Genomic DNA, 23,140 nt, shown 5'->3' on the forward strand with positions numbered 1-23,140 from the left:
AATCTTGTCGGAATTGTCCGACAGGATTAGTTTTCGCTTTAATATTCTAGCTATAAATTCTTCATTTTAGTGCAATTTATTTCATTCACTTTTTAAGGGCCATTTCATTTTATATTATTGCATGCAAAATATAAGCCTATGTCAGTTTTATTGTCCATTATTAGATGTAAATGCCCCAAGTGCCATAAGGGAGATCTTTTTGTCGATCCTAACCCTTATAAGTTAAAAAAAATGGCTGAAATGAATAAGAATTGTGCGGTTTGTGGGCAACCTGCAGAGCCAGAACCTGGATTTTATTATGGAGCTATGTATATGAGTTATGGTTTATGCGTGGCAATTTGCGGCTTTAATTTTATTCTAACTGAATTTATACTTAAACTACCTGAGTACTCATTTCTGGTTGTTAATACCTTAATTCTTATTTTATTATGGCCACTGGTTTTCAGATATGCGAGGGTGTTATATATTTATTTATTTATTCGATATGATCCCAATGCGGGTAAAAATCAATAGTTGGATTAGTTTTTAATAAGGTCAATTTTCGACATTTGATTCATTTACAACTTTTCAGAAGTTGCTGCAGGCATTTTCAACATCGGTACAGAAAAATGATGGAGGAGCAAACCAATTTTTAATGGGCTATGTTCTGAAGTAAATTTAAATTTATCAGAAATAGGGAATTTACATGGAAAAGGTGAATTGTGTTTTATTGGTGGATGATGATGAAATCTCTAATTATTTGTCCGAAAGAGTGATTAAAAAGCTTGAATTTTCAAATAAAGTTAAAAAATCAACCAATGGAGAAGAGGCTCTTCTTTACCTTGCCAAGCACTGTTGTACTTTTGATGATATATACTTTCCGGAACTAATCTTATTGGATAATAATATGCCCGAAATGACAGGAATTGAATTTCTGGAATCTCTGAAGGCTATGAATATCAGTACTCAGGACAGAATGAAAGTAGTCGTACTTACTGCTACTGCTAATCCAAAAGAAGAAGCCAGAATGAAAGAGCTGGGGATAAGCGGTTTTTTGACTAAACCCCTTACTGAGGAAAAATTACTTGAAGTAGTATCGACTATTTAATAATAATTCATAAAAATATTATTTCAGAAACAACGTCTGATTTTACAGCTTCGTTGATCTTTTCTATAATTTTATTTTTAGAAAAGGAAAGTTCATTTTTCAGTGGGGCACTGTTAATTTTTATAAATAACTTTTTGTCTTTAAAATAAATTTCTTCTGTTCGGCTGGAGATAGTTTTACCCATGATTTTCTCCCAATTGCCGGTAATTTCTGCTTCACTCAGTCTGCCTCGAAGCTTGTATACATTAATAAGATCATCGATGCAGTCTTTTAAAGATGCAACATCAGAGTTTCTTGATGTAGGAGTTTTTATTTTTTCAGGCTTCTTATACATTCTGAATAGAAAGAATTTTTCCTTTGGAGATGTTAAATATACGGATTTGTTTCTTTATGTTTTTAAAGTATTCCATACTTCTTTCCAGTTTTGCTTCTGTAATTAGAATCTGGCCGAAATCGTCCCCATCGATCATTTTGAGAAGACTGATAATCCTCTCTTCGTCCAGTTTGTCAAAAATATCGTCTAATAAAAGTAATGGTTTGGTATGGGAGTATTTTGACAACAGATGGTAAGAGGCTAGTTTTAACGCAAGTACATAAGATTTCTGTTGACCCTGGGATCCAGTAGATTTGATTGACTGCCCTTCAATAAGAAACTGATAATCATCTTTATGAATGCCTTTAGTGGTTCTTTCCAGAATCAGATCTTTTTGGATGGCATTTTTGTAGGTGATTTTAAATTCAGGATCCGCCACATCTGATTGATGTGTTAGCGAGACATTCTCTTTTCGGTGAGTGAGAAGATCATAAGTGTTGTTGAACAAAGGAAGGAACTCTTTAATCAAGTTTTTTCTCCAAGAGAAAATTTTAAATCCTTCTTCCAGAATAGGTTCATCATAAGATTCGAGCAAATCAAAATCTGTATACCTTTTTTCAGCAAATTGTTTTAAAAGGCTATTCCTTTGTTTGAGGAAATGGTTGTATCTTATTAAAGAAAGAAGGTAATTTTTATCGATTTGAGAAAAAAGACTATCAAAAAATTTTCTCCTTTCTTCACTACCTTCCCTGATCAGGTCAGTATCATAGGGTGTTACAAGTATCAGGGGAAACCGACCTATGTGGTCCGTGATTTTATCATAATTTTTTTTATCTGCCTGAAATATTTTCTTTCCTGCCTGAAATAAAGTTGAAATAAGGTAATCGGTATTGTTTTTATTAAAAGTTCCGAAAACGGAAAAAAAACTTTCTCCCCTTTTGAGTGACTGATTATCTGAGCTATGAAATGCACTTTTACTCATGCTGAGAAAATGAATGGCATCGAGTAAATTAGTTTTTCCTGATCCGTTATTTCCCGTCAGGATATTTACACCATCAGAAAATTCCAGAGATTCCTCTTCGTAATTCTTGAAATTCAACAAGTTTAGATTTTTAATCCTCATGAAACTTTCGTTATTCCTTTTTTGTCAAAACAATATGCGTTAAAAAAACTGGTTTTTAGATTGTTATTTGTGAAATGCAATTGTAGAATTTTGATAATCAACCTGTAAATTTTATTTATTGAAAATTGAATGTTTTTATTAATTTCGCATATCCGAACGTTTAGAACTATAACGATTTATGGCAAGTGTTAAAGAACAGTCAAAAGCAAAAGTAAACGCCTCTTCAAAATTTTCAAAGGAAACATACCTGTTCTGGTATGAGAAGATGGTACTTCTTAGAAAATTTGAAGAAAAATCAGGTCAGTTATATGGACAGCAAAAGATAAAAGGATTTTGCCACTTATATATAGGTCAGGAGGCTTGTGCTCTTGGTGCGGTTACTGCCCTTACAAAAGATGACCACTGGATTACAGCATACCGTGATCACGGTATACCTTTAGCGCTTGGCACATCACCAAACGCAGTAATGGCAGAGTTATACGGAAAAGTAACAGGCTGTTCAAAAGGAAAAGGTGGTTCAATGCATATTTTTGATAAAGAAAGAAATTTTGCAGGTGGTCATGGTATAGTTGGAGGTCAGATTCCACTGGGAGCAGGCATTGCATTTGCGGAAATGTATAAAGGAACCAAGAACCTTTGTATGTGTTATATGGGGGATGGAGCTGTCAGACAAGGAGCATTCCATGAAACCTTAAACATGGCAATGACCTGGAAAATACCTGTAATCTTTGTTATTGAAAACAATGGTTACGCAATGGGTACTTCTGTACAAAGAACCAGTAATGTAACGGAACTATACAAACTTGGCGAATCTTATGATATTCCATCTGAGCCGGTAGATGCAATGAGTGTGGAAGAAGTACACCTTGCTGTTGAGAGAGCTGCGGAAAGAGCAAGAAATGGCGAAGGCCCGACTTTGCTTGAGTTCAGAACTTACCGTTACAAAGGTCACTCTATGTCAGATCCTGCTAAATACAGAACCAAGGAAGAACTTGAAGAATACAAGGCAAAAGATCCAATTGAGCAGGTAAGGGCTACCATACTTGAAAACAAATATGCTACAGAGCAGGAGCTTGAGGCAATCGATAAAAAAATCAAAGAAATCGTTGAAGAAAGCGTAAAATTTGCAGAAGAGTCACCGTTCCCTTCTGAGGACGAGGCATTTAAAGATGTTTACGTGGAGCCTAATTATCCATTCATAATTGAATAATTTAAGAAAAGGGTCAAAAAACTTCCTCATTACAAATATTTTACAGTAAATTTGCAGCCTAATATATAAATAATGGCAAAGTTAAAGGAAAGCAAAGGTGAGCCGGTAGCAGAAAATCCGGAATTGGTATCAAACAAGTTTGGTCAGACTGAAGATTTTCTAAATAAATACAAAACCGTTTTATTCGGGATAGTTGGTGCAGCTATACTTGCAGGTGCCGGATATTTCTTTTACAATCATCAGAAAAGCAGTGAGAATAAAGAAGCGCAAAATGCTATGTTCGTTTCCGTTCTTGCTTTTGAAGAAGATTCTCTTGACAGAGCTCTTAAAGGTTCGGGTCCAAATGCCCCGGGTCTTCTTGATGTAGCTGATGAATTCAGCGGAACTAATGCCGGAGATCTTGCTAATTTCTATGTAGGTGTTGCTTATTTGAAAAAGGGTAAGTTTGAGGATGCAATTTCTTATCTGAAAGAATTCAATGCGAATGATTTATTGGTTCAGGCAAGAGCATACAGCCTTATCGGTGATGCTTACATGGAACTTAAAGATTTCGATAATGCTGTTACTTACTATAAAAAAGCTTCAGATTATAAGCCGAATGAGCAGTACACTCCTTCATATCTAATGAAATTGGCTTTGGCATATGAAGTTTCAAAAAAATTCGAAGATGCAGCTAAACAATATGAGAAGATTATAAAGGATTTTCCTAAATCTTCTGAGGTAATGGATGCTAAGAAATATTTTGAACAAGATCTGGAACTTGCAAAATAATTTATTCAATAATAAAAGTATTAAAGGGATAGGACATTCGTCTTATCCCTTTTTAATTTAAAAAACATCATTTGAAATATGGCAACTTCACTTAAAAATCTTAGCAGTCATACAGGAAAGAATATTACAGACATTTCAGGTAAAAAATTTGGAGTGGTAGTGGCAGAATGGAATTCGGAAGTTACAGAGTCGCTTTATGCAGGTGCTTTAGACACTTTGCTGAAGCATGGAGCAAAAAGGGAGAATATAATTAAAAAGCTGGTTCCAGGGTCTTTTGAACTTAGTCTGGGTGCCCAATGGATGGCCCAGCATGAAGAGATTGACGCAGTGATTGTATTAGGATGTGTTATTCAGGGAGATACAAGGCATTTTGACTTTATCTGTGATGCAGTAGCTTATGGAATAACAGAAGTGAGTTTGAAATACAATAAGCCTGCAATCTTTGGAGTGCTCACAACCAACAATCAGCAGCAAGCATTGGACAGGGCAGGAGGAAAGCATGGAAATAAAGGGGACGAAGCGGCGATAACTGCAATTAAAATGTTGGGATTTTAATTAAATTATTCCTGGGTTTTTCAAATTTCAAGGAAGACTCAGGAATATAATAGTCAAAGAATTTCAGAGGCTATTTCACGCACCATTTCCCAAACCAATTCGCCTTCATATCCTTTAGAAACTCCATACCGAGCCACTTTTTGTTGTTTTTTAAAAAAATCAGGCTCATTTGTCGACATAAATTTTTTTTCCAGAAGTTTTTTTAAGGTTTTTCTGTAGGTAGCTTCATCTATCTGTTCGTCTAAGGCTTTTTCAATTTCTGATTCTGAAATACCTTTTCCTGAAAGCGTAAACTTAATTTTGTTTCGCCCCCAATTTTTTAGTCGAAATTTTCCTCCTGTAAAGCTGCGAATATATCGCTCTTCGCTAAGGAAGTTTTCTTCGATTAATCTTAAAATTATTATATTCGCTATATCCGGAGAAACACCTAACCCGTATAATTTGTCAAGAACTTCCTGTTTGGATCTTTCCCGGTAGGCACAAAAAGAAGAAACTTTCTGAAATATTTCGTTAAGACCGAACTCTTTTTCTTTTTTTGTGATACCCATTTTTCTAATTTTACGAATTAAGTTAAAAAATTGAAAAATAAGAAAGCTTTAACCCTACTCTTTATTTCCAATGGAATCTCAGGGTTCGCACAGGGTATATCCATGCTCTCTATTCCCTGGTATTTTACTCAGCAAAATCAGTCATCCTTGTTTATTGCATTTTTCGCTGCCGTAACATTGGGGTCATTATTCTGGGGATTATATGCAGGAGCTTTGGTTGATGGATTTAACAGGAAAGACGTTTTCCTTGGCACAAACTTCATTGAAGGTTTAATTATTCTTTCTGTTGCCTCTTTGGGCTTTAAGGAAGGTATTTTGCCCGGAGCCTTAATCATGCTCGTATTTACCATTACTTTTTTCGGGTATCATATTCACTACCCCAATTTATATGCGTTTGCTCAGGAAATAACGGATCCCAAGGATTATACAAAAGTTACATCGTATATTGAAATTGTAGGACAATCTACTTCCATAGGTGCAGCAGCATTGGGAGCCTTATTACTTGAAGGTATTGATACTGTGCAGACTATTCCATTCCTGAACCTGGAAATTCCAATACACATTGAGAAATGGGAGCTCCACGAAATTTTTCTGATGGATGGTCTTACTTATATGGTTTCTTTTATTATGATTCTCTTTATCAAGCATAATCCTTCCAGAGATATAACTCATCTGGAAGAAGGGGACTTGAAAGAGAAATTAAAATCCGGATATGATTATCTTGTAAGTAATAAATTGGTTTTATTATTTGGGATGTGTTCTTATTCTATATTTATAGTTACTCTTGTTGAAATATTCAGCCTTAGGCCGCTTTATATCAGTCATCATTTGCAGCAAGGAGGTGATATTCTTGGTCTTTCCGAATTACTGTATGCCTCAGGTTCCCTTGTTTCAGGTATCATTATTAATACTCTGTTGAGCAGAATGCCTATTCCCAGATCTATAATAATCTTAACCTTTCTGACTGCAGTTGCATTTTTTGTTTGTTCCTATACACAAAGTGTATTAGTGTTTTTGGGCATTTCTATGGTTACAGGATTTACAAACGCAGGTTCACGAATATTCAGGGTCTCTTATTTGTTCAATTTAATTCCAAATGAACTGACAGGAAGAGTGAATAGTATGTTTAATGTGATCAGTACCATATTCAGGATGGTTTTTATCATCACCTTTATATTCCCCTTTTTCTCAAAAGGGTCGAATGTAGTTTATGCCTACTTAATCCTAGGTGTTTTTACAATGGTTGCTGGCATTGTTTTAATTTTCCTATATAAAAGAATTTTGAGATTGACGGAACGAATTTCGGAAGTTGGGACTTTGTCTCATTAAGATATGCTCAAAATCAATCAAATTCTGGATGTAGTGGCAGGTTCATTAATTTGCCACTCTGAAAATTCTATTATTGACTACCTCCTTCTGGACAGTAGAAAGGTTAGTATTCCTTCTTCCTCCTTATTTTTTGCTATTCAAGGTGTTCATCACGATGGACATAAATTTTTGGGGGAATTATACCACAAGGGAATTAGAAATTTTATTATTGAAAAAGTTCCTCAAGACTTAACTCTTTTTCAGGGCTGTAATATTATACTAGTGGATAATGCAGTAAGTGCATTGCAGCAGATAGTTGAATTTCATAGAAATGAGTTTACATTGCCTGTTATTGGAATTACAGGTAGTAATGGAAAAACAATTGTTAAGGAATGGCTTACTCAGCTTTTAAGCAAGGATTACAATGTTGTAAAAAGTCCTAAAAGTTATAATTCACAAGTAGGCGTGCCTTTGTCTGTATGGGAGATAAATGAACAGCACCAGTTTGGAATATTTGAGGCGGGAATTTCTCGTCCTGGAGAAATGGGACGTCTTGAACCTGTTATTAAACCAACCTTGGGGATTTTTACAAATATTGGTCCGGCCCACGACGAAGGTTTTTCTTCGAGAGAAGAGAAGATTAGGGAAAAACTGAGCTTGTTTAAACATTCAAAGGTAATATTTTCTTGTGCGGATCATAAGGATATTGCCAATCTTATAAAGACAGAATTGCCAGAGGTTAAAAATATTACCTGGTCAAATAAACGCACTGGTGATTTTGTAATCAAAGATCTTGTAGCTGACGGTAGCAATATGAGGATTAAGGCAGTTTATGATAAACTTTTCCTAAATCTGGTCCTTCCATTTTCCGATGAGGCTTCATTCGAAAATTTAATGCATTGTATCCTTGTATTACTTTATCTGGACGTGAAACCAGAAGAGATTCAATCAAGGCTTAATGCGCTTCAGAAAGTTGAGATGCGTTTAGAGCTCAAGGAGGGAATTAATGGTTGTTATGTTATAGATGATACTTACAATAATGACCTTGCCGGATTAACCATTGCTTTAAATTTTCTAGATCAGCAGAAGCAGAAAGAAGAAAAGACAGTCATACTTTCTGATTTGCTGGAAACTGGTCGTGATGAAAGAAATTTATATGCAGCAATCGGCGATTTGTTATTAAGTAAGGGAGTTAAGAAGTTGATAGGTATTGGGCCAACATTCAGCAGAAATGCAGATCTTATAAGAATTAAATCCTCTTTTTACTTGGATACGGCTTCTTTCCTTTCTGATATGCAATCTGCTGATTTCAGTGAAGAAATAGTTCTTGTAAAAGGAGCAAGGGTTTTCAAGTTTGAGGAGATCGTTAAAAAACTTCAGCAAAAGGTTCACGGTACTGTATTTGAGGTCAACCTGGACAGTTTGAGTTCTAATTTGAATTTCTACAGATCAAGATTGAGCCATGGTACCAAGATTATGGTAATGGTTAAAGCCTTTGCATATGGTAGTGGTAGCTATGAAGTAGCCAATCTATTGCAGTTTCACAGAGTGGATTATCTGGCGGTTGCCTATGCTGATGAAGGAGTAGCATTGAGGGAACATGGAGTAAGTTTACCTGTAATGGTAATGAATCCCTCTCTAAGTACTTTTGATAAATTATTTCAATACAACCTTGAACCGGAGATATATAGCTTCAAGATCCTCAGAGAATATCTTGACTTTATTAAAGCCAATGATATTGCAGCAAAAATACATTTGAAACTGGATACGGGAATGCGAAGGCTAGGATTTGAAGAAAAGGACCTTAAGGATCTTGTCTTATTGCTGAAGAATACGACAAATGTGAGAATAGCAAGTGTTTTTACCCATCTTGCAGGGGCAGATGAAGGAGTTCACGATGAGTTTACTCAATCTCAGATCAGAAAATTTAAAGCTTTTACTGAACATTTGAAGAAAGAGTTAGGCTATGATTTTTTGAGACATGCTTTGAACAGTGCTGGTATCATACGTTTCCCTGAAGCTCAATTGGATATGGTTAGGTTAGGCATAGGACTTTATGGAATTGAAGCGGGAGGATTGTTTCAAGACCAATTACAGCCAGTCGGTACACTGAAAACCATTATTTCCCAGATAAAAGAAGTCAAAAAAGGGGAAACTGTTGGATATGGTCGTAAAGGCCGTGCAGAAAGAGATCTTCGTATAGGTACAATAGCAATTGGCTATGCGGATGGATATGACAGGCGCTTTAGCAACGGAAAAGGAAAGGTGCTAGTTCAGGATAAACTATGTCCTGTAATTGGGAATGTCTGTATGGATATGTGTATGATAGATATTACAGACACCAATGCGCGAGAAGGAGATGAAGTGGTGGTTTTTGGTAAAAAACCATCTTTAAATGATCTTTCCCAAGGTATAGGGACGATTCCTTATGAAATATTAACCAGTGTAGGGCAGCGGGTAAAACGTGTTTTTTATTCTGAATAGAAATTATTCAATCTTAATGGTACTCGAATAATGAGGTAATGATTTCTGATCATATTTACTAACATAAAATATCTTTCTAGGGAAGTAAAAGGATCAGAGTTGATATTAAGTAAAAGTATTTTTGGGAATCACTTAATTGAAATAGAATTTCAAGTCTCTGAAGTTCGTATGGTAAACTTTAGAATTGTAAATATTATCGGAGAAACCAGATCCTCTTTCTGGAAAGAATTGAAAGAGGGTTGTAATTCTATTTCAATGAATATTACAGCTTTTCCCAGGAGATCATATCAATTTATGGTACTCAATGGAGGAGGTAATATAATTTTGGAAAGATTCAAGAAGTATTAAACTCGCACTAGTTCTGCTATTTCAATTTCTTTAATTTCATTAATTCTGAAAAAGCAATAGACAGGGTTCCGTTTTTCTTTTAAGGAAGTATATTGTTCCTGCATCGTTATTCCTTTTATTAAACTTTTAATTTCATCAAACTCCACAATGTGGAAATTTCGCAAGAGTATGTTGCCGTTTTTCAGGACCACATCAACAGAAGCCTTGCTTCCTGCAGTATCCATCAATTCTTTAAGGGTAGCTTTTAATTCCATAAAGCAGCATAATTTTTCTTAAAAGTATAAGATTTTATGCTACAAAATGGTTAAAAGTGAGTATTACTTGTTACATGTTTTTTGGCGGTTGTTTATCCACTTAATTGTCCACATTCTGCATTCGGAGAATTTTTTCAGCCAAAATTATCCACAGCTTTGATTAAAAATATTCGGAAAACTAACACGCTTCAGAATTTCTTAACAAAAATTTAACATTGAGTAAAAATAAAGCCGGGAAGATCCCTAAAACTTCCCGGCAAATTTGAAACTGTAAATAAATGAATTAAAGCAGATGCATCTAGAACATTTGACCTCCCATTTTGTTCCGGTTCCCTGATAGCCATTTTTTTTCGAGGTGATATTTTTATGTAATATTCACTCAGGCAAAGTCTTTAAATTGGCTCTTTAAGTTTTAAAAATGCTTAAATTTGAGTGTTTTAAATCATTTGAGGAATGTAATATAATATGAAAGAATGAACCATATTTGGCTCCGTTCCGTTTCTTTAATTAGATAGAGATAAAAGATAGAAATGATGAAAAAATTGTTGGTTTGTGCAGTTTCCTTGGGATTTCTGTCAATTTCTTACGCTCAGGATTGTCCGGAAGGAATGGTGAAAAGGGCCGATATTGAAGGGGTTGAAAATTCCGGAGGCAAATTTCGGCAAAAAGGTGAAGCGGACTACCTTGAGAGTGATCATGCTTATTCAAGAGCAATTGATCAGGTAAGAACTGAAAGTGATGTCGACCCTTATGCGGAGACATACGCTTATGTATATGGCGGTGATACTACGGTAGTTTCTTCGCTTAACGAATGTGTTTTCGAAGATTCGTTGAAAAATAAACAGTATTTACAAAACGAGTCATCCCAGATAGTTGAACCGGATTACCTTAAAGATGAAGATGCTTATAGCTTCAAAGCGTCTGAAGATGATCATGTTAAATGGAATGGAGGAAAGCTGGAGTATGAGTCTGAAACTCATAAAGATAACAAACGGGTTAAGTATAAAGATAAGAATCTAAGGTTTAAATCTGAAGAGTCAGGGAAGGATGAGAAAAAAGTCAAATATGCTGATGATTTGGAAGGGTATAACTATGAAAGGAAGAAAGACAACAGCAAGTTTGATTATTTCTATGAGACGGAAACTGAAGCCATGGAAGTGAAGAAGAAGAAAGACGGGGAGGCTAAAGTTTATTATGACGGGGAGTTTGACAATTTAGATGAGATAAATAATTCTGAGCTAATTGAGATGAAGGAAGCGAAGTGATAGAGGTTGAATCTCAGGGTTATTTATCAAAAAAACAGAGGCGGTAAGCCTCTGTTTTTTTTTTGATCATATATTAATTATTTCACAGCTACCTGCTTAGAAACTTCGCTGAATCTTTTAGCTACTTCATCCCAGTTTACCACATTCCAGAAAGCTCCGATATAATCAGGTCTTCTGTTTTGGTATTTTAAATAATAGGCATGTTCCCAAACATCAAGTCCTAATAAAGGGAATCCCTTTACTTCAGCAACATCCATTAAAGGATTATCCTGGTTTGGAGTAGAAGTTACTTTTAGCTCACCTCCATCAGTAACGATAAGCCAAGCCCATCCTGAACCAAATCTTGTAGCTCCTGCATTGTTAAATTCCTCTTTAAATTTATCAAAAGAACCGAATTTTTTATCAATTGCAGCTGCCAGTTCACCGGAAGGTTTGCCTGTACTTTTCGGAGAAAGAAGTTTCCAGAATAAAGAGTGGTTATAGTGTCCTCCCCCATTGTTTCTAACTGCTGGAGCTGCTTTGCTGATATTTTTCAGAATTTCTTCCAAAGATTTAGTTGCCAGCTCAGTACCCTCAATAGCTTTATTAAGGTTTGTAACATAAGCCTGATGATGCTTTCCATGGTGGATTTCCATAGTAGCTTTGTCAATATGTGGCTCCAATGCCTCTGGTGCATATGGTAAAGCCGGAAGTTCAAATGCCATATTAATTATTTTATTAAGGTTATTTAATTGATTAAGTTAATTCAAATTTAATTTAATTTCTGAGCTTATTGAAAAATTCAACAAGCAGTCCGCTGCATTCTTTTTCCATAATACCTTTTACCAGCTCAGTTTTAGGGTGAAGCAGGTTTATCCCGGTTTTTAAAAAGCCTTGTTTTGGATCTGATGCTCCAATTATAACTTTCTTCATCTGACTCCAATATAGTGCTCCTGCACACATAACACAAGGTTCAAGTGTTACATAAAGCTCGCATTCATTTAAATATTTGCTTCCAAGAAAATTTTGAGCTGAAGTAATCGCAATCATTTCTGCATGTGCAGTTACATCGCTGAGTCTTTCTGTCTGGTTGTGAGCACGAGCAATGATTTTATTTTTGCAGACTACTACCGCGCCCACTGGTACTTCATTATCTTCAAAAGCGAGTAAAGCCTCCTTATAGGCTTCTTTCATAAAATGGGCGTCACTATAAACCGAAAGCTCCACTATTTTGTTTTTTTCTTTCTTGCGTTTTGATCTTTAAGCACTTCTTTAGCATCCTTTCCCCTTAAAACAGGTTCTTTAGGATTTGCTGGCTCTACATCATAAAGCTTTTTAGGCTCTATGTGAATAGTATTCATAGACTCTCTTACTATAGGCTGCCATTGTGCTCTGAGGTTTTCAGGCGCAGTATAGTTGAATATGTAAATAAACCCATTTACAAGGGCATATTGTATGAAAGAATATTTTTTAGTGCCTTCGGATACTGAAACAAATTCAAATGCTATTAATCGTTTGCCATTGACAGGAAGTATTGTATCTTGTATAAAAGTCACCTTGTCATATGTCTGAAGTATGGTAGCTTTATAAAAATCTTTAATCACAGAAAGATCAGTCCCCGGAATCCTCGATTTGGTTACATTAAGGCCAAAATCTACCAATCTGTCTATGTTGGTATACATCGCAAGCGGTTTTTTGGTCGAAGGATATTTGGTAGCAATATCATCGTCAGTCATTACATAAAAGTCCTTAGGAAGGCCGATAGAGATACCATCAACCAGCTTGGTCTGAACCAATTTCTGTTCTTTTCCGGTAAATCCGGCAACCAGAGCAATTAATAGAAATGAGAAGATTTTCATATGGGTTATACAAACTTGGTGCAAGTTAAAAATTAACGGTAATTTTTGCCTGATTAGTTTACTTTTCTATGTGATAATGATTTTATCACAAAAATAATTTTCTGAGAAATTGGATTGGAGGGTGTAATGTGAAATGTCAAGGAGGTCTATTTTAACTCCTTTACTGAAAATAATGACCTGCACCTTTAAAAAGGAACAAACTAATTTTTAAATTCGCAGCTTAATAAAAAATATATTTCTTATGCTTAGAACTCATACTTGCGGAGAGTTAAGAATATCGGATGTGGGAAAAGAGGTTACCCTTACCGGTTGGGTTGCAAAAATCAGAGACAAGGGTGGAATGATCTGGATTGATCTTAGAGATCGTTATGGTATTACACAGTTGATACTCGAAGAAGGTAAATCTGATAAAAATGTTGTAGAGGCTGCAAGGAATCTGGGGCGAGAGTTTGTTGTGGAAGCTAAAGGAATAATAGTAGAGCGTGTTGCTAAAAATGACAAAATGCCTACTGGAGATATTGAAATAAAAGTTTCTGATCTTAATATCTTAAACCCTGCGAAATTACCTCCTTTTCTTATTGAGGACGAAACTGATGGGGGCGAGGATCTAAGAATGAAATATCGCTATCTGGATCTTAGAAGGAATATCGTCAGAAAAAATCTTGAACTAAGACACAGAATTGCGATTGAAGCAAGAAAATACCTGGACAGTCTTAATTTCCTTGAAGTTGAAACTCCCGTACTTATCAAGTCGACTCCGGAAGGAGCAAGGGATTTTGTAGTACCTTCAAGAGTGCATGCTGGTGAGTTTTATGCACTGCCTCAGTCCCCACAAACTTTCAAGCAATTATTGATGGTTTCGGGGTTTGACAGATATTATCAGATTGTGAAATGTTTCAGAGATGAAGATTTAAGAGCTGACCGTCAGCCGGAATTTACCCAGATAGATTGTGAAATGTCTTTCATCACTCAGGAAGATATTCTGAATACATTTGAAGGAATGATCAGACATTTGTTTAAGACAGTTAAAGGCATCGATTTACCTCCATTTCCAAGAATGACATATGCGGATGCTATGAAATACTATGGAAATGACAAGCCTGATACACGTTTTGAAATGAAGTTTGTTGAACTTACAGACGTAGCAAAAGGCAAGGGTTTTAATGTATTCGACCAGGCTGAACTTATCGTAGGAATTGCAGCAAAGGGTTGTTCAGAATATACCAGAAAAGAACTGGATGAAATAACAGAATTTGTAAAGAGACCTCAGATCGGCTCTAAGGGCTTAGTATATGTGAAACTTAATCAGGACGGAACTATAAAATCGTCAGTAGATAAATTTTATGGGGAAGCAGATCTTAAAGTCTTGGCGGAGAAATTAAATGCTCAAAAGGGTGACCTCCTTTTGATATTATCAGGTGACGCAAAACAAACAAGATCTGCATTAAGTGAGCTTAGACTGGAAATGGGCAAGAGACTTGGCCTGAGAGATAAAAATACTTATTCTTGCCATTGGGTAATAGACTTCCCATTACTTGAATTTGGAGAAGAAGAGAAGAGATGGTTTGCAATGCACCATCCGTTCACGTCACCAAAACCTGAGGATATCGGATTGCTGGAGTCAGATCTTGGCAAGGTACGTGCAAATGCTTATGATATGGTTATCAATGGAGTTGAAGTTGGCGGAGGGTCTATCAGAATTTACAATAAAGATCTTCAGGCAAAGATGTTTGAGATCCTTGGATTTTCTGCTGAGGAAGCAAAAGCTCAGTTTGGTTTCCTGATGGACGCATTTGAATACGGAGCTCCTCCTCACGGTGGTATTGCATTTGGCTTCGACAGATTATGTTCTTTGTTTGGTGGTGTAGATTCTATCAGAGACTTTATTGCATTTCCAAAAAATAATGCAGGAAGAGATGTAATGATCGATTCTCCATCTCCTATCAGTGATGCCCAGTTAAATGAGTTGCACATTGGAGTAAAAGCTGAAGATCTGAAGAAATAGTTTTTTGTGCTATTATATGTGATAAACAAAGAACTCCGGCTTGCCGGAGTTCTTTGTTTATAGGCATATTTAAACCTCTTTTATTTACTGAGTAATAATAAGCTTTGTTGAAAATGATTTTTGTTCCTCACTTACAATTTTGCAGGTATAATATCCTGGAGCAAGGTCAGAGATGCTAATTGAGGAGGAGGATGCACTGTTCCAAACTTTGGTTGAAACTATTGCCCCCTGACTGTTATAGAAATACATTGTGCCAGATGTGAAAGGAGCATTGTTTAACTGAATCATATCTTTTGCCGGGTTTGGAAATAAAGTTGCTCCTGTATTTGCCAGTGGACTTGTTGTCGAAAGGGTTATAAAATCAAGTGATAGATTGTCAATGTATAAGGTGCTTCCAGCCTGGCCTTTAAGTTGTTTATATCCCGCACTTGATGAGAATATCATTGTAGCAGAGTCAGGGGTTACTTCAGATGTATATGTTACCGGTACCGAAAGTAAGGTATAGTCACTAGTTGTTTGGTTTGTCTTAAAATAGCCAGATCCAATGGTATCTCTTTGGTTACTTACAGAATTCCATTTGAACAGATAAAGCTCTATAGAACAAGAGTCGTCATTTACAGGACTATATTTGTAATATAAATTAAAACCAGATGGTTTGTCTGTATATGGTTTTCCAAATTTAGCGCTGCCTGGGATATTCATGAGATCCAGTTGAAAGGTACCAAGGAATAAGTTGCCTGGTGCAAACAAGGTATTAGCACTTCTTGAAGTTAATTTAACGGCATAAGTCCCGCTCTGAGCATCTGTTGTTTTTTCTGTAGGAGCCTGAACAGCAGGAGCGAAAGTCAAAAGGTCGTTTCCTGAAGCCCAGTTATTAACTTGGTCATAAGATGTATATGGAGGGTTCAGAGTATAATGCGTCCAATTTTCAAAATCACTGTTTAAGAACTGTTGTTGAGCAAATATGCTTGTCGATGTAAATAGAATAATTAATGCGTAGATATATTTCATAGATTATTAATTTTTGTTCTTGCTAATATACAAAAAAATGAATGGGATACTTGGAAATTTATAAGGAGGGGCAAGGGCTTCAGCCCGACATGAAGGTAATCAACTTGTGTTCAGATTGCTATATTTTATTTTCTTGATTAGAATTTATGGTTAATTGCGAGAAAGTTCTCCTGTATAAATGAGATTTTCTCACGATTAACGTCCTCTTGTTTTGGGTGCCCTTGTAAAAAAAGAATTAATTAGTTGAAAATTAAATTTTAAAACTTTGTTGTCTCAAATATTTTTTTAGATTTGTATCAGTATTTTTTACAACAGCTATGGATACATTGATTTCTGACTCTGAAAATCTTATACTATTTTTAATAAAAGCGGACTTAAGAGCAAATAAATTACTTGCTTGTATGCAAGAGGCTGGTTTTACCTCCGGCTATTATTATACAGACCTATATGTTGCAATATTTGATTTGATGAATTTTACAAAGACAGAAAGTGAAGCTGTTGCAGATCTTTATGTTCAATGTGTGGAAGAGTTTTGCAAACTGGAAATTAATGAGTTTTATTCCAGACAGAATGAAATAGCCAACACGGTTTATAAGAAACTGCTAGAATTAAAATAGACTAATAATCAATTGAATATGTACTGCCTCAATTTGTTGTACGTCTTTTAATCTGTATATACAATCTTAAGTGAAACTTAGGTTGAGCTATACCGTTTAAACTTGCTCTGCGAGGCAGAATTATTATTTTAATCAGCGTTAACTGGCTCATGAATGTAGTATGCATGGTGTAATTGTGTACGCAGGAATCGGCAGCCATTTTTAGTATGGATTTGGTTATGGTGTTTAATATGAGGTTAATTTTTGTAATTAGTTATTTATTTCTAATACTTCTCACTGGATGTTCATTTAAAAATGAGGGCATTACAAAGTTGAAAAGACCTGATAACAAGATATTACAAGCGTTCAATTTTAATGAGAAGTACGATGTTGTTTATCAATTCTATCAGGAGTATAAGACGACAGAAAAAGTAAGGCACATGATAGCTATTGTGAAAATACCTAATAATGGCTTCAGGCTTCAGAATAATTTACCGATCAGCAGGGCGTCATTAAAGCAACTTACTAAAATTGAGAAAAGCAAGTTTCTTGATGGAAGACCCATCATTTTCAACCCGGAACGAAGCCTCAATGAAGACATTCGTACCAAAGCCCTGGAATATGGCTCAGGAAGGGATTATAATGTTTTTCACTCTGATGGTTATTATCAGATCATATCCAATGGTCATATGGAAGCTATTGTAATCTGTGATACAGAAAATGACTTGATGTATATTGAAGCTGTAAAATAATCTCTGCAGACTTTATCATTATGGAATGAAGCACGAAATTTTCGTGCTTTTTTTGTAGCTTGTTTGCTGAAATGATATGCCTCTGTATGTATGAATATCAGACAAGAAGTTAAAGATGATTATTCAGTTACTGAAAATCTTATTCAGGAAGCTTTTCTCAATGCTGAATTTTCTAATCAAAAAGAACATATACTTGTGCATAAGCTCAGGTACACAGAGGCTTTTGTTCCTCAATTATCACTTATTGCTGAATCAGACAATCAAATAGTTGGTCATATTCTCTTTACCAAAGTGAAAATTGAGGGGAATATAACTAAAGAATCACTCGCATTGGCTCCGCTTTCAGTGCTCCCCAAAGTGCAGAACCATGGCATCGGGTCAAGGCTTATGAAATATGGTCTGGAAAAAGCAAAAGAATTAGATTTTGAATCCGTTATAGTTTTAGGACATCCGAAGTACTATAAAAAATTTGGTTTTGTGGATGCTTCAAGATGGAATATTAAATGTCCATTTGATGTGCCGAATGAAGTATTTATGGCATTGCAATTAAAAGAAAATGCCTTAAATGATGCAGCAGGAATGGTACAGTATCCTGGTGTTTTCACTGAGTAGTTTTTAAAAACAGATCATTGTATGAACAAATCCAATAGGATATTCTTTCTTATCCCCATAGTCCTTATCGGAGATATGTTGCTTATCTCTCCCGTAACATCTTTATTATTGAGTTCTTCTACAACAAAGGCTGTATGTGGCTTTTTACTTGCCTTGGGGATATTCTGGGCAAATATGTTTTATATAAGAAAAGTTATTGCAAAGCTGAATTGATTTTAGGGACGAATCATTGTAAAATATTTTGGAGGAATAAGTAATTATTTTTATAAATCTTTTTTTGTAAATACTTAAAGTTTTCTTTATTTTAAGCTTGATTTTGAGCGTATTAGGGGCGATAGAGTTCAGTGCTATTTTTAACAAGTCCTTAAAATAATTTTTAACATTTTTAAATTTCAACCAAATGTTTAACTCAGTTGCATTAGATGTAGTTCTCGGCCTGGTGTTCATATATTTATTATACAGTCTCCTTGTTACTGTAATTGGAGAAATAGTATCTACCTGGCTCGGCCTGAGATCACAAGTGCTCTATAAAGCCATCAATAGAATGTTGACGGATAACTTTGTTAAGAATGAATCTTTAGGAGTTAAGATTAAATTGCTGATTAGGAAAATTTTAGGAAGGGAAAAGAACAAGCTTGCCACATTTGCTCAGAAATTTTATCAGTATCCCTCAATAAAATACCTGTCAAAACTTGAAGCAGTAAAACATAAATTTACAGAAAGCCAGCTACCTTCTTATCTGAGTGCTGAGAATTTTGCAACAACTATCATTAATATGTTGAAGGAGAGGGGTGCAGGAACTTCAGTTTCAGAGCAGATTGATTATTCTTTCAGATTTAACACCTGTCAGATTCAGCAGGAGACGTTGAAGCAATTGACCAATTTATACAATGATTCCGGACGTGATGAATTTCTGTTTCAGAAGAAGCTTGAAAGCTGGTTTGATGCTACTATGGACAGGGCAAGTGGATGGTACAAACGAAAGATTCAATGGATACTTTTCCTTGTCGGATTTGTTATCGCCATCATGTTTAATGTTGACAGTATCGCGATTACCAGAAAGCTTTCTGCAGATAAGACTGCAAGGGATAAAGTGATATCAATGGCACTGCAGTCCCGTGATTCTTCTCAGTCTTCAGATTATATTCTAAATAGTAAATTTTATGACTCCCAACCCGCAAAATACAAGACATTGCTGGCCGAAGCTGATAGTGCAAATATGGTGATGGGTATTGGTTGGGATAATCTTCCGGATAGTGAAATAAGATTTTGGCGATTTACATTAAAAGCTAAGTTGCCTTATCATGCCCTTAATCCCTTGGGTTCGAATTTTTGGGGATTGGTAATTACAGCAATAGCACTATCACTTGGGGCACCTTTTTGGTTTGATTTACTGAAAAAGGTAGTGTCAATAAGAGGGGCTGGAGTTAAGCCGGAGAAGAAGCCAGTACTCGAGGTAGAGGAAAAGTCAACTAATTTTTTCCGTCCTTCCAATGATGTTTTGAATGAAATTTATAATCCCATAATTCCCGATGTGGCAGAAGAGGCAAGGAAGGAATTGCAAACAATTGCTGGTGTTTGGTCTGTGGGGCTTGGGTATATTAAATCGGGCTCAGAAAAGATTAAGGCGGTTGAAGTAAATGTTCAGGACATATCCGTTCAGAGGAATGCAGAAAATAAATTAGGTAAGGAGTTTAAATCTCTGCCTGTCAATTATATAATCAATAAAGAACCCATAACAAATGATCTGGCAGGAGGAGCAGAAGTCGGAAACCTGACAAGGATAAATGGGTTTGGTGTAGTGAGTTGCCTTTTAAGAAAGAATGAATCTGATAAAATCTTTTTTCTTTCTTGCTGGCATGTTCTCAAAGGAGATACAATATGGAGGGCAAATACCGGAAAAACTGAACTGATTGCAAACGGAAATGATGATATAATAGGTTATTTAGTTGATGGTGCTTTAACTGATAATTTTGATATCGGAATAGGTGAATTAAGTTCTCCAGAAAGTTATTCTGATTTTAATAAATCACAAAACATATCTAGAGGATGGAGAATGGTTACTGTCTCAGATGCAATGAATGAAACAGAAGTATTCTTTGTAAGCAAACGATCCTTTAAGCAGAGTGCTGTTATTTATAATGATAAGGTGAGTAAATCAATATTGTATGCAGATGGTAATAATTACATGCTGAAAGATCTTTTTTCAATAGTAAGGTACAAAGTCGATGGAACCATTGTTGCTCCCGCAGAAAATGGTGATTCGGGAGCTGTTGTTGTTGACGGAGCAGGTTATCCACTGGGAATCGTTGTAGCTTCGGATAGTAAGTTTTCTTATGCAGTTAAGTTTTCAAATTTTATGGGTGAAAATGCTCCTTATAGTGACTATAAGGTTTTAATTTTATAATAGATTAATAAGAGATAAAGAAATTCAGATGTATCAGGGAATATATCTTTTTGGTTGTTTGCTGGGTATTCCACTGCTTCCGGTAATAATTATCCAGGGAAAAATTTTGAAGCGAAAGATACCTGTTTTGCCAGAAGCGGAAAAAAACAGAGTTGGTTTTATTGGGAATGGTGATGCTATTAACCTTGTTACAATAGGAGAATCAACAGTAGCAGGAGTTGGGGTGGATGATCATGAACAAGGTCTTACAGGAAATATTGCTAAAGCACTGCAAGAATTTACTGGTAAAAAAATTAACTGGGATGTCTTTGCCAATTCAGGATATTCAGCAGATGCAGTAAATAAGAAGCTGATACCTCTTTTACCCTCTAAGCCTATTGATCTTATTATCATTGGTCTTGGAGCAAACGATGCTTTTGAATTGAAAAGTCCGGTGCAATGGAAGAAAGGAATCACCGATATAATTGTCTCTATAAGAAATAGAAATATTAATTGTCCTATAGTAATAGCAGCAATGCCACCGCTCAGGTATTGCCCGGTCTTTTCCATTTTGTTTAGATGTATTTTCGGTGGACTGGTGTTTCTTTACTCCAAAACGATGAAGGGTATATGCAGAAATAATCAAGAGGTTTATTTTATAAATCAGGAAATCAATTATAAAAACTGGTCTCCCAGAATTGATCCGGGACTAACAGTAAATGACTTATTCTGTGATGGTGTTCATCCTTCTAAATTGTCTTATGAACTATGGGGAAAAGAGATTGGGGAATATGTGTTAAAAAATAAGTTGATATAACAAAGTACAAATGACAAGTTCAACTAGCTTAGATTATTTCAATATGGACTTTCAACAATTTCTTTAATTCAAATTAATCCAGCTTCCATAACACTGTTAGTGTTTTAATATTACATTAAATAAGAAGCTCAGGGTTAAGTAATTAGAGCTCTTTACAATTCAATTTTTTTCTTTGTAGCCTAATGGATTTGATGTAAGAAGACCCAGGCTGCTTTTTCTGAACAACTCGGCTCTTAAAGGAGAGGCAGATTTTAGAATTGGTAAAAATTATAGGATTAATTATCTAAACGGAATAGATCCGTGGGGTTTTTATACCTAGTTATGGGTAAGGTGTTGCTTGTCAGTGTTCTATGGCTCATATATGAAAAGTTTTTGAATATGGGAATTATAATAAGCCGGTAAAAAGTTTTATATTTAAGGTCTTTATTTAACAAATAACAAACACAAATTTCCAAATGGCAATTAGCGCACCGTCGGGGAAGATATCTTCCGCCAATCTTGATAGCAACCAGAAATATGGTACTGCCCTTAGCTCCCTCATGGTTCTGTTTTTCATGATGGGTTTTATTACCTGTTTTAATGATATATTAATCCCATATCTGAAGGTTATATTCAAACTTAATTATACCCAGGTTAACCTGATAAATTTATGTTTTTTTGGGGCCTATTTTGTTATGTCTATCCCAGGAGGCAAACTGGTCCAGAAGTATGGATATAAAGCAATAATGATTACTGGGTTTGTTATTGCTGCGATTGGTTGTATACTTTTTTATCCTGCTGCTGAAATGAAGATCTACGGATTGTTCTTAGGGGCTTTATTTATTCTTGCTACAGGAATAACACTATTGCAGGTTGCAGGTAATCCTTATGTAGCTGTATTGGGTTCACCGGACACTTCTTCAGCTCGTCTTACACTTACTCAAGCTTTAAATTCTCTTGGAACTACAATTGCGCCACTAGTAGGTACTTACATTATCCTTTCCAATCTTCCTGAAATGCCTTTAGAGTTAAAAGGCTTGAAATCCTACTCTGATCTTCCGGAAAATCTTAATGTCCTTCTTAATAATCTTCTTGAACAGACAAAACTTATTTACCTGCAAGGTACTTATCTGAGTATTGCTGCTGTTTTGTTAGTTATTGGTGGAGTTTTGTTTATAATGAAACTACCAGCTATAGGCCATGGTGAAGGAGAAATCAGCACTGAAGGGGTTGCTGAAAAAAGCAGTGTATGGCAATACCGTCACCTTATCCTCGGAATGATAGGAATCTTTACCTACGTTGGTGCGGAAGTTGCAATAGGAAGTCATATTATCAATTATCTTGAGATGAAAGATGTTATGGCAATGTCTGCAAAAGAAGCCGGAAATTATGTCTCTTATTATTGGGGTGGAGCAATGGTTGGCCGTTTCCTTGGTACACTTATCCTTGCAAAATTCAATCCTGGCAAAGTGTTAGGTACCTATGCATTACTTGCAATTTCTCTTATTGCAATATCTATATTCTCTCATGGTGAATTGTCAATGTGGTCATTGTTGTTAGTTGGCTTTTGCAATTCTCTAATGTTCCCAACTATATTTACCCTTGCGATTAAAGGTCTTGGAAAATATACAGACCAGGCTTCTGGTTTATTGTGTACTGCAATTGTTGGTGGAGCTATTCTTCCATTGTTATTTGCTACAGTTGCTGACCAGACAGGCGGTAATCTTAAACTTGCATTGATTATCCCAATTATTTGTTATTTATACATCTCATTCTTCGGCTTTAAAGGTCATAAGGCTGCTGGGAATTAATCAGAATTTTATATTTAATAATAGAAGGGGATAAGCAGCAATACTTATCCCTTTTCTATTATAGGAT

At 35.6% G+C, this 23,140-nt stretch carries 24 protein-coding genes; 16 read left to right on the forward strand and 8 right to left on the reverse strand.

All coding sequences use genetic code 11. The annotated features are described in order from the left end of the window. The first annotated feature begins 240 nt into the window (after positions 1–240). Both MYP_RS09015 and MYP_RS09020 read left to right on the forward strand, forming a co-directional pair. Entirely contained in the window at positions 241–513 is a 273-nt protein-coding gene (locus MYP_RS09015) for a DUF983 domain-containing protein (RefSeq protein WP_197060044.1), read from the forward strand. Positions 514–685: 172 nt separating this feature from the next. Further along, entirely contained in the window at positions 686–1,087 is a 402-nt protein-coding gene (locus MYP_RS09020; RefSeq protein ID WP_045461853.1) for a response regulator, read from the forward strand. A gap of 7 nt (positions 1,088–1,094) precedes the next feature. Here MYP_RS09020 and MYP_RS09025 read toward each other — a convergent pair whose 3' ends face one another. Together MYP_RS09025 and recF are read right to left on the reverse strand one after the other, a co-directional pair. After that, complete coding sequence (locus tag MYP_RS09025) at positions 1,095–1,421, reverse strand: DUF721 domain-containing protein (protein ID WP_045461855.1); 327 nt, start codon at positions 1,419–1,421, stop codon at positions 1,095–1,097. After that, on the reverse strand, positions 1,414–2,523 hold the full coding sequence (recF, locus tag MYP_RS09030) for a DNA replication/repair protein RecF (RefSeq protein ID WP_045461857.1): 1,110 nt from the start codon (positions 2,521–2,523) through the stop codon (positions 1,414–1,416). Before recF ends, MYP_RS09025 begins: the two co-directional genes overlap by 8 nt. Positions 2,524–2,701: 178 nt before the next feature. Here recF and pdhA point away from each other — a divergent pair, with 178 nt between their 5' ends. The 3 genes from pdhA (at position 2,702) to ribH (ending at position 5,059) form a co-directional block, all read left to right on the forward strand. Continuing rightward, entirely contained in the window at positions 2,702–3,733 is a 1,032-nt protein-coding gene (gene pdhA / locus MYP_RS09035) for a pyruvate dehydrogenase (acetyl-transferring) E1 component subunit alpha (protein ID WP_045461859.1), read from the forward strand. A gap of 72 nt (positions 3,734–3,805) precedes the next feature. Beyond that, complete coding sequence (locus tag MYP_RS09040; RefSeq protein WP_045461861.1) at positions 3,806–4,504, forward strand: tetratricopeptide repeat protein; 699 nt, start codon at positions 3,806–3,808, stop codon at positions 4,502–4,504. A gap of 78 nt (positions 4,505–4,582) precedes the next feature. Continuing rightward, positions 4,583–5,059 carry a 6,7-dimethyl-8-ribityllumazine synthase gene (gene ribH, locus MYP_RS09045; RefSeq protein ID WP_045461863.1) on the forward strand — a complete coding sequence of 159 codons (477 nt, stop codon included), beginning with the start codon at positions 4,583–4,585 and terminating at the stop codon, positions 5,057–5,059. Positions 5,060–5,112: 53 nt separating this feature from the next. Here ribH and MYP_RS09050 read toward each other — a convergent pair whose 3' ends face one another. Further along, positions 5,113–5,607, reverse strand: a complete 495-nt coding sequence (locus MYP_RS09050) for a regulatory protein RecX (protein WP_045461866.1) — start codon at positions 5,605–5,607, stop codon at positions 5,113–5,115. A 30-nt stretch (positions 5,608–5,637) separates the two neighbouring features. On the opposite strand from MYP_RS09050, the gene MYP_RS09055 reads away from it, so the two are divergent. Both MYP_RS09055 and MYP_RS09060 read left to right on the forward strand, forming a co-directional pair. Continuing rightward, positions 5,638–6,936, forward strand: coding sequence for an MFS transporter (locus MYP_RS09055; protein ID WP_045461869.1), 1,299 nt, complete (start codon positions 5,638–5,640; stop codon positions 6,934–6,936). 3 nt (positions 6,937–6,939) lie between these two features. Then, positions 6,940–9,399, forward strand: coding sequence for a bifunctional UDP-N-acetylmuramoyl-tripeptide:D-alanyl-D-alanine ligase/alanine racemase (locus MYP_RS09060; RefSeq protein ID WP_045461872.1), 2,460 nt, complete (start codon positions 6,940–6,942; stop codon positions 9,397–9,399). Between the two features lie 344 nt (positions 9,400–9,743). Here MYP_RS09060 and MYP_RS09070 read toward each other — a convergent pair whose 3' ends face one another. Continuing rightward, positions 9,744–10,001, reverse strand: coding sequence for a hypothetical protein (locus MYP_RS09070; protein WP_045461880.1), 258 nt, complete (start codon positions 9,999–10,001; stop codon positions 9,744–9,746). A gap of 530 nt (positions 10,002–10,531) precedes the next feature. Here MYP_RS09070 and MYP_RS09075 point away from each other — a divergent pair. Continuing rightward, complete coding sequence (locus tag MYP_RS09075; RefSeq protein WP_156140441.1) at positions 10,532–11,266, forward strand: hypothetical protein; 735 nt, start codon at positions 10,532–10,534, stop codon at positions 11,264–11,266. 77 nt (positions 11,267–11,343) lie between these two features. Here MYP_RS09075 and MYP_RS09080 read toward each other — a convergent pair whose 3' ends face one another. The 3 genes from MYP_RS09080 to MYP_RS09090 are packed head-to-tail and all read right to left on the reverse strand — an operon-like array spanning position 11,344 to position 13,104. Continuing rightward, positions 11,344–11,970 (reverse strand): superoxide dismutase, encoded by a 627-nt coding sequence (locus MYP_RS09080; RefSeq protein ID WP_045461886.1) that lies wholly within the window; start codon positions 11,968–11,970, stop codon positions 11,344–11,346. A 52-nt stretch (positions 11,971–12,022) separates the two neighbouring features. Further along, positions 12,023–12,472, reverse strand: a complete 450-nt coding sequence (locus MYP_RS09085) for a nucleoside deaminase (RefSeq protein ID WP_370568868.1) — start codon at positions 12,470–12,472, stop codon at positions 12,023–12,025. Next, positions 12,472–13,104, reverse strand: a complete 633-nt coding sequence (locus tag MYP_RS09090; RefSeq protein ID WP_045461892.1) for a hypothetical protein — start codon at positions 13,102–13,104, stop codon at positions 12,472–12,474. Before MYP_RS09090 ends, MYP_RS09085 begins: the two co-directional genes overlap by 1 nt. Before the next feature lie 241 nt (positions 13,105–13,345). Here MYP_RS09090 and aspS point away from each other — a divergent pair, with 241 nt between their 5' ends. Further along, positions 13,346–15,109 (forward strand): aspartate--tRNA ligase, encoded by a 1,764-nt coding sequence (gene aspS, locus MYP_RS09095; RefSeq protein ID WP_045461895.1) that lies wholly within the window; start codon positions 13,346–13,348, stop codon positions 15,107–15,109. Positions 15,110–15,193: 84 nt separating this feature from the next. Here the strand turns inward: aspS and MYP_RS09100 are convergent, their stop codons facing one another. Continuing rightward, positions 15,194–16,120 (reverse strand): PCMD domain-containing protein, encoded by a 927-nt coding sequence (locus MYP_RS09100; protein WP_045461898.1) that lies wholly within the window; start codon positions 16,118–16,120, stop codon positions 15,194–15,196. Positions 16,121–16,437: 317 nt separating this feature from the next. Here MYP_RS09100 and MYP_RS09105 point away from each other — a divergent pair, with 317 nt between their 5' ends. The 7 genes from MYP_RS09105 to MYP_RS09135 all read left to right on the forward strand — a co-directional run bounded on the left by MYP_RS09105 (position 16,438) and on the right by MYP_RS09135 (position 23,073). Then, entirely contained in the window at positions 16,438–16,737 is a 300-nt protein-coding gene (locus MYP_RS09105; protein ID WP_045461900.1) for a hypothetical protein, read from the forward strand. Positions 16,738–16,967: 230 nt separating this feature from the next. Next, entirely contained in the window at positions 16,968–17,468 is a 501-nt protein-coding gene (locus MYP_RS09110) for a hypothetical protein (RefSeq protein WP_156140443.1), read from the forward strand. A 90-nt stretch (positions 17,469–17,558) separates the two neighbouring features. Further along, complete coding sequence (locus MYP_RS09115; RefSeq protein WP_045461904.1) at positions 17,559–18,080, forward strand: GNAT family N-acetyltransferase; 522 nt, start codon at positions 17,559–17,561, stop codon at positions 18,078–18,080. 21 nt (positions 18,081–18,101) lie between these two features. After that, on the forward strand, positions 18,102–18,293 hold the full coding sequence (locus tag MYP_RS09120; protein WP_045461906.1) for a hypothetical protein: 192 nt from the start codon (positions 18,102–18,104) through the stop codon (positions 18,291–18,293). A gap of 187 nt (positions 18,294–18,480) precedes the next feature. Continuing rightward, positions 18,481–20,487, forward strand: coding sequence for a hypothetical protein (locus MYP_RS09125; protein ID WP_045461908.1), 2,007 nt, complete (start codon positions 18,481–18,483; stop codon positions 20,485–20,487). Positions 20,488–20,515: 28 nt separating this feature from the next. Continuing rightward, positions 20,516–21,283, forward strand: a complete 768-nt coding sequence (locus MYP_RS09130; RefSeq protein WP_045461909.1) for an SGNH/GDSL hydrolase family protein — start codon at positions 20,516–20,518, stop codon at positions 21,281–21,283. Positions 21,284–21,738: 455 nt separating this feature from the next. Next, on the forward strand, positions 21,739–23,073 hold the full coding sequence (locus MYP_RS09135) for a sugar MFS transporter (RefSeq protein ID WP_045461911.1): 1,335 nt from the start codon (positions 21,739–21,741) through the stop codon (positions 23,071–23,073). Positions 23,074–23,140 lie beyond the last annotated feature (67 nt).

The sequence above is a fragment of the Sporocytophaga myxococcoides genome (genome assembly GCF_000775915.1).
Lineage (GTDB): Bacteria > Bacteroidota > Bacteroidia > Cytophagales > Cytophagaceae > Sporocytophaga > Sporocytophaga myxococcoides_A.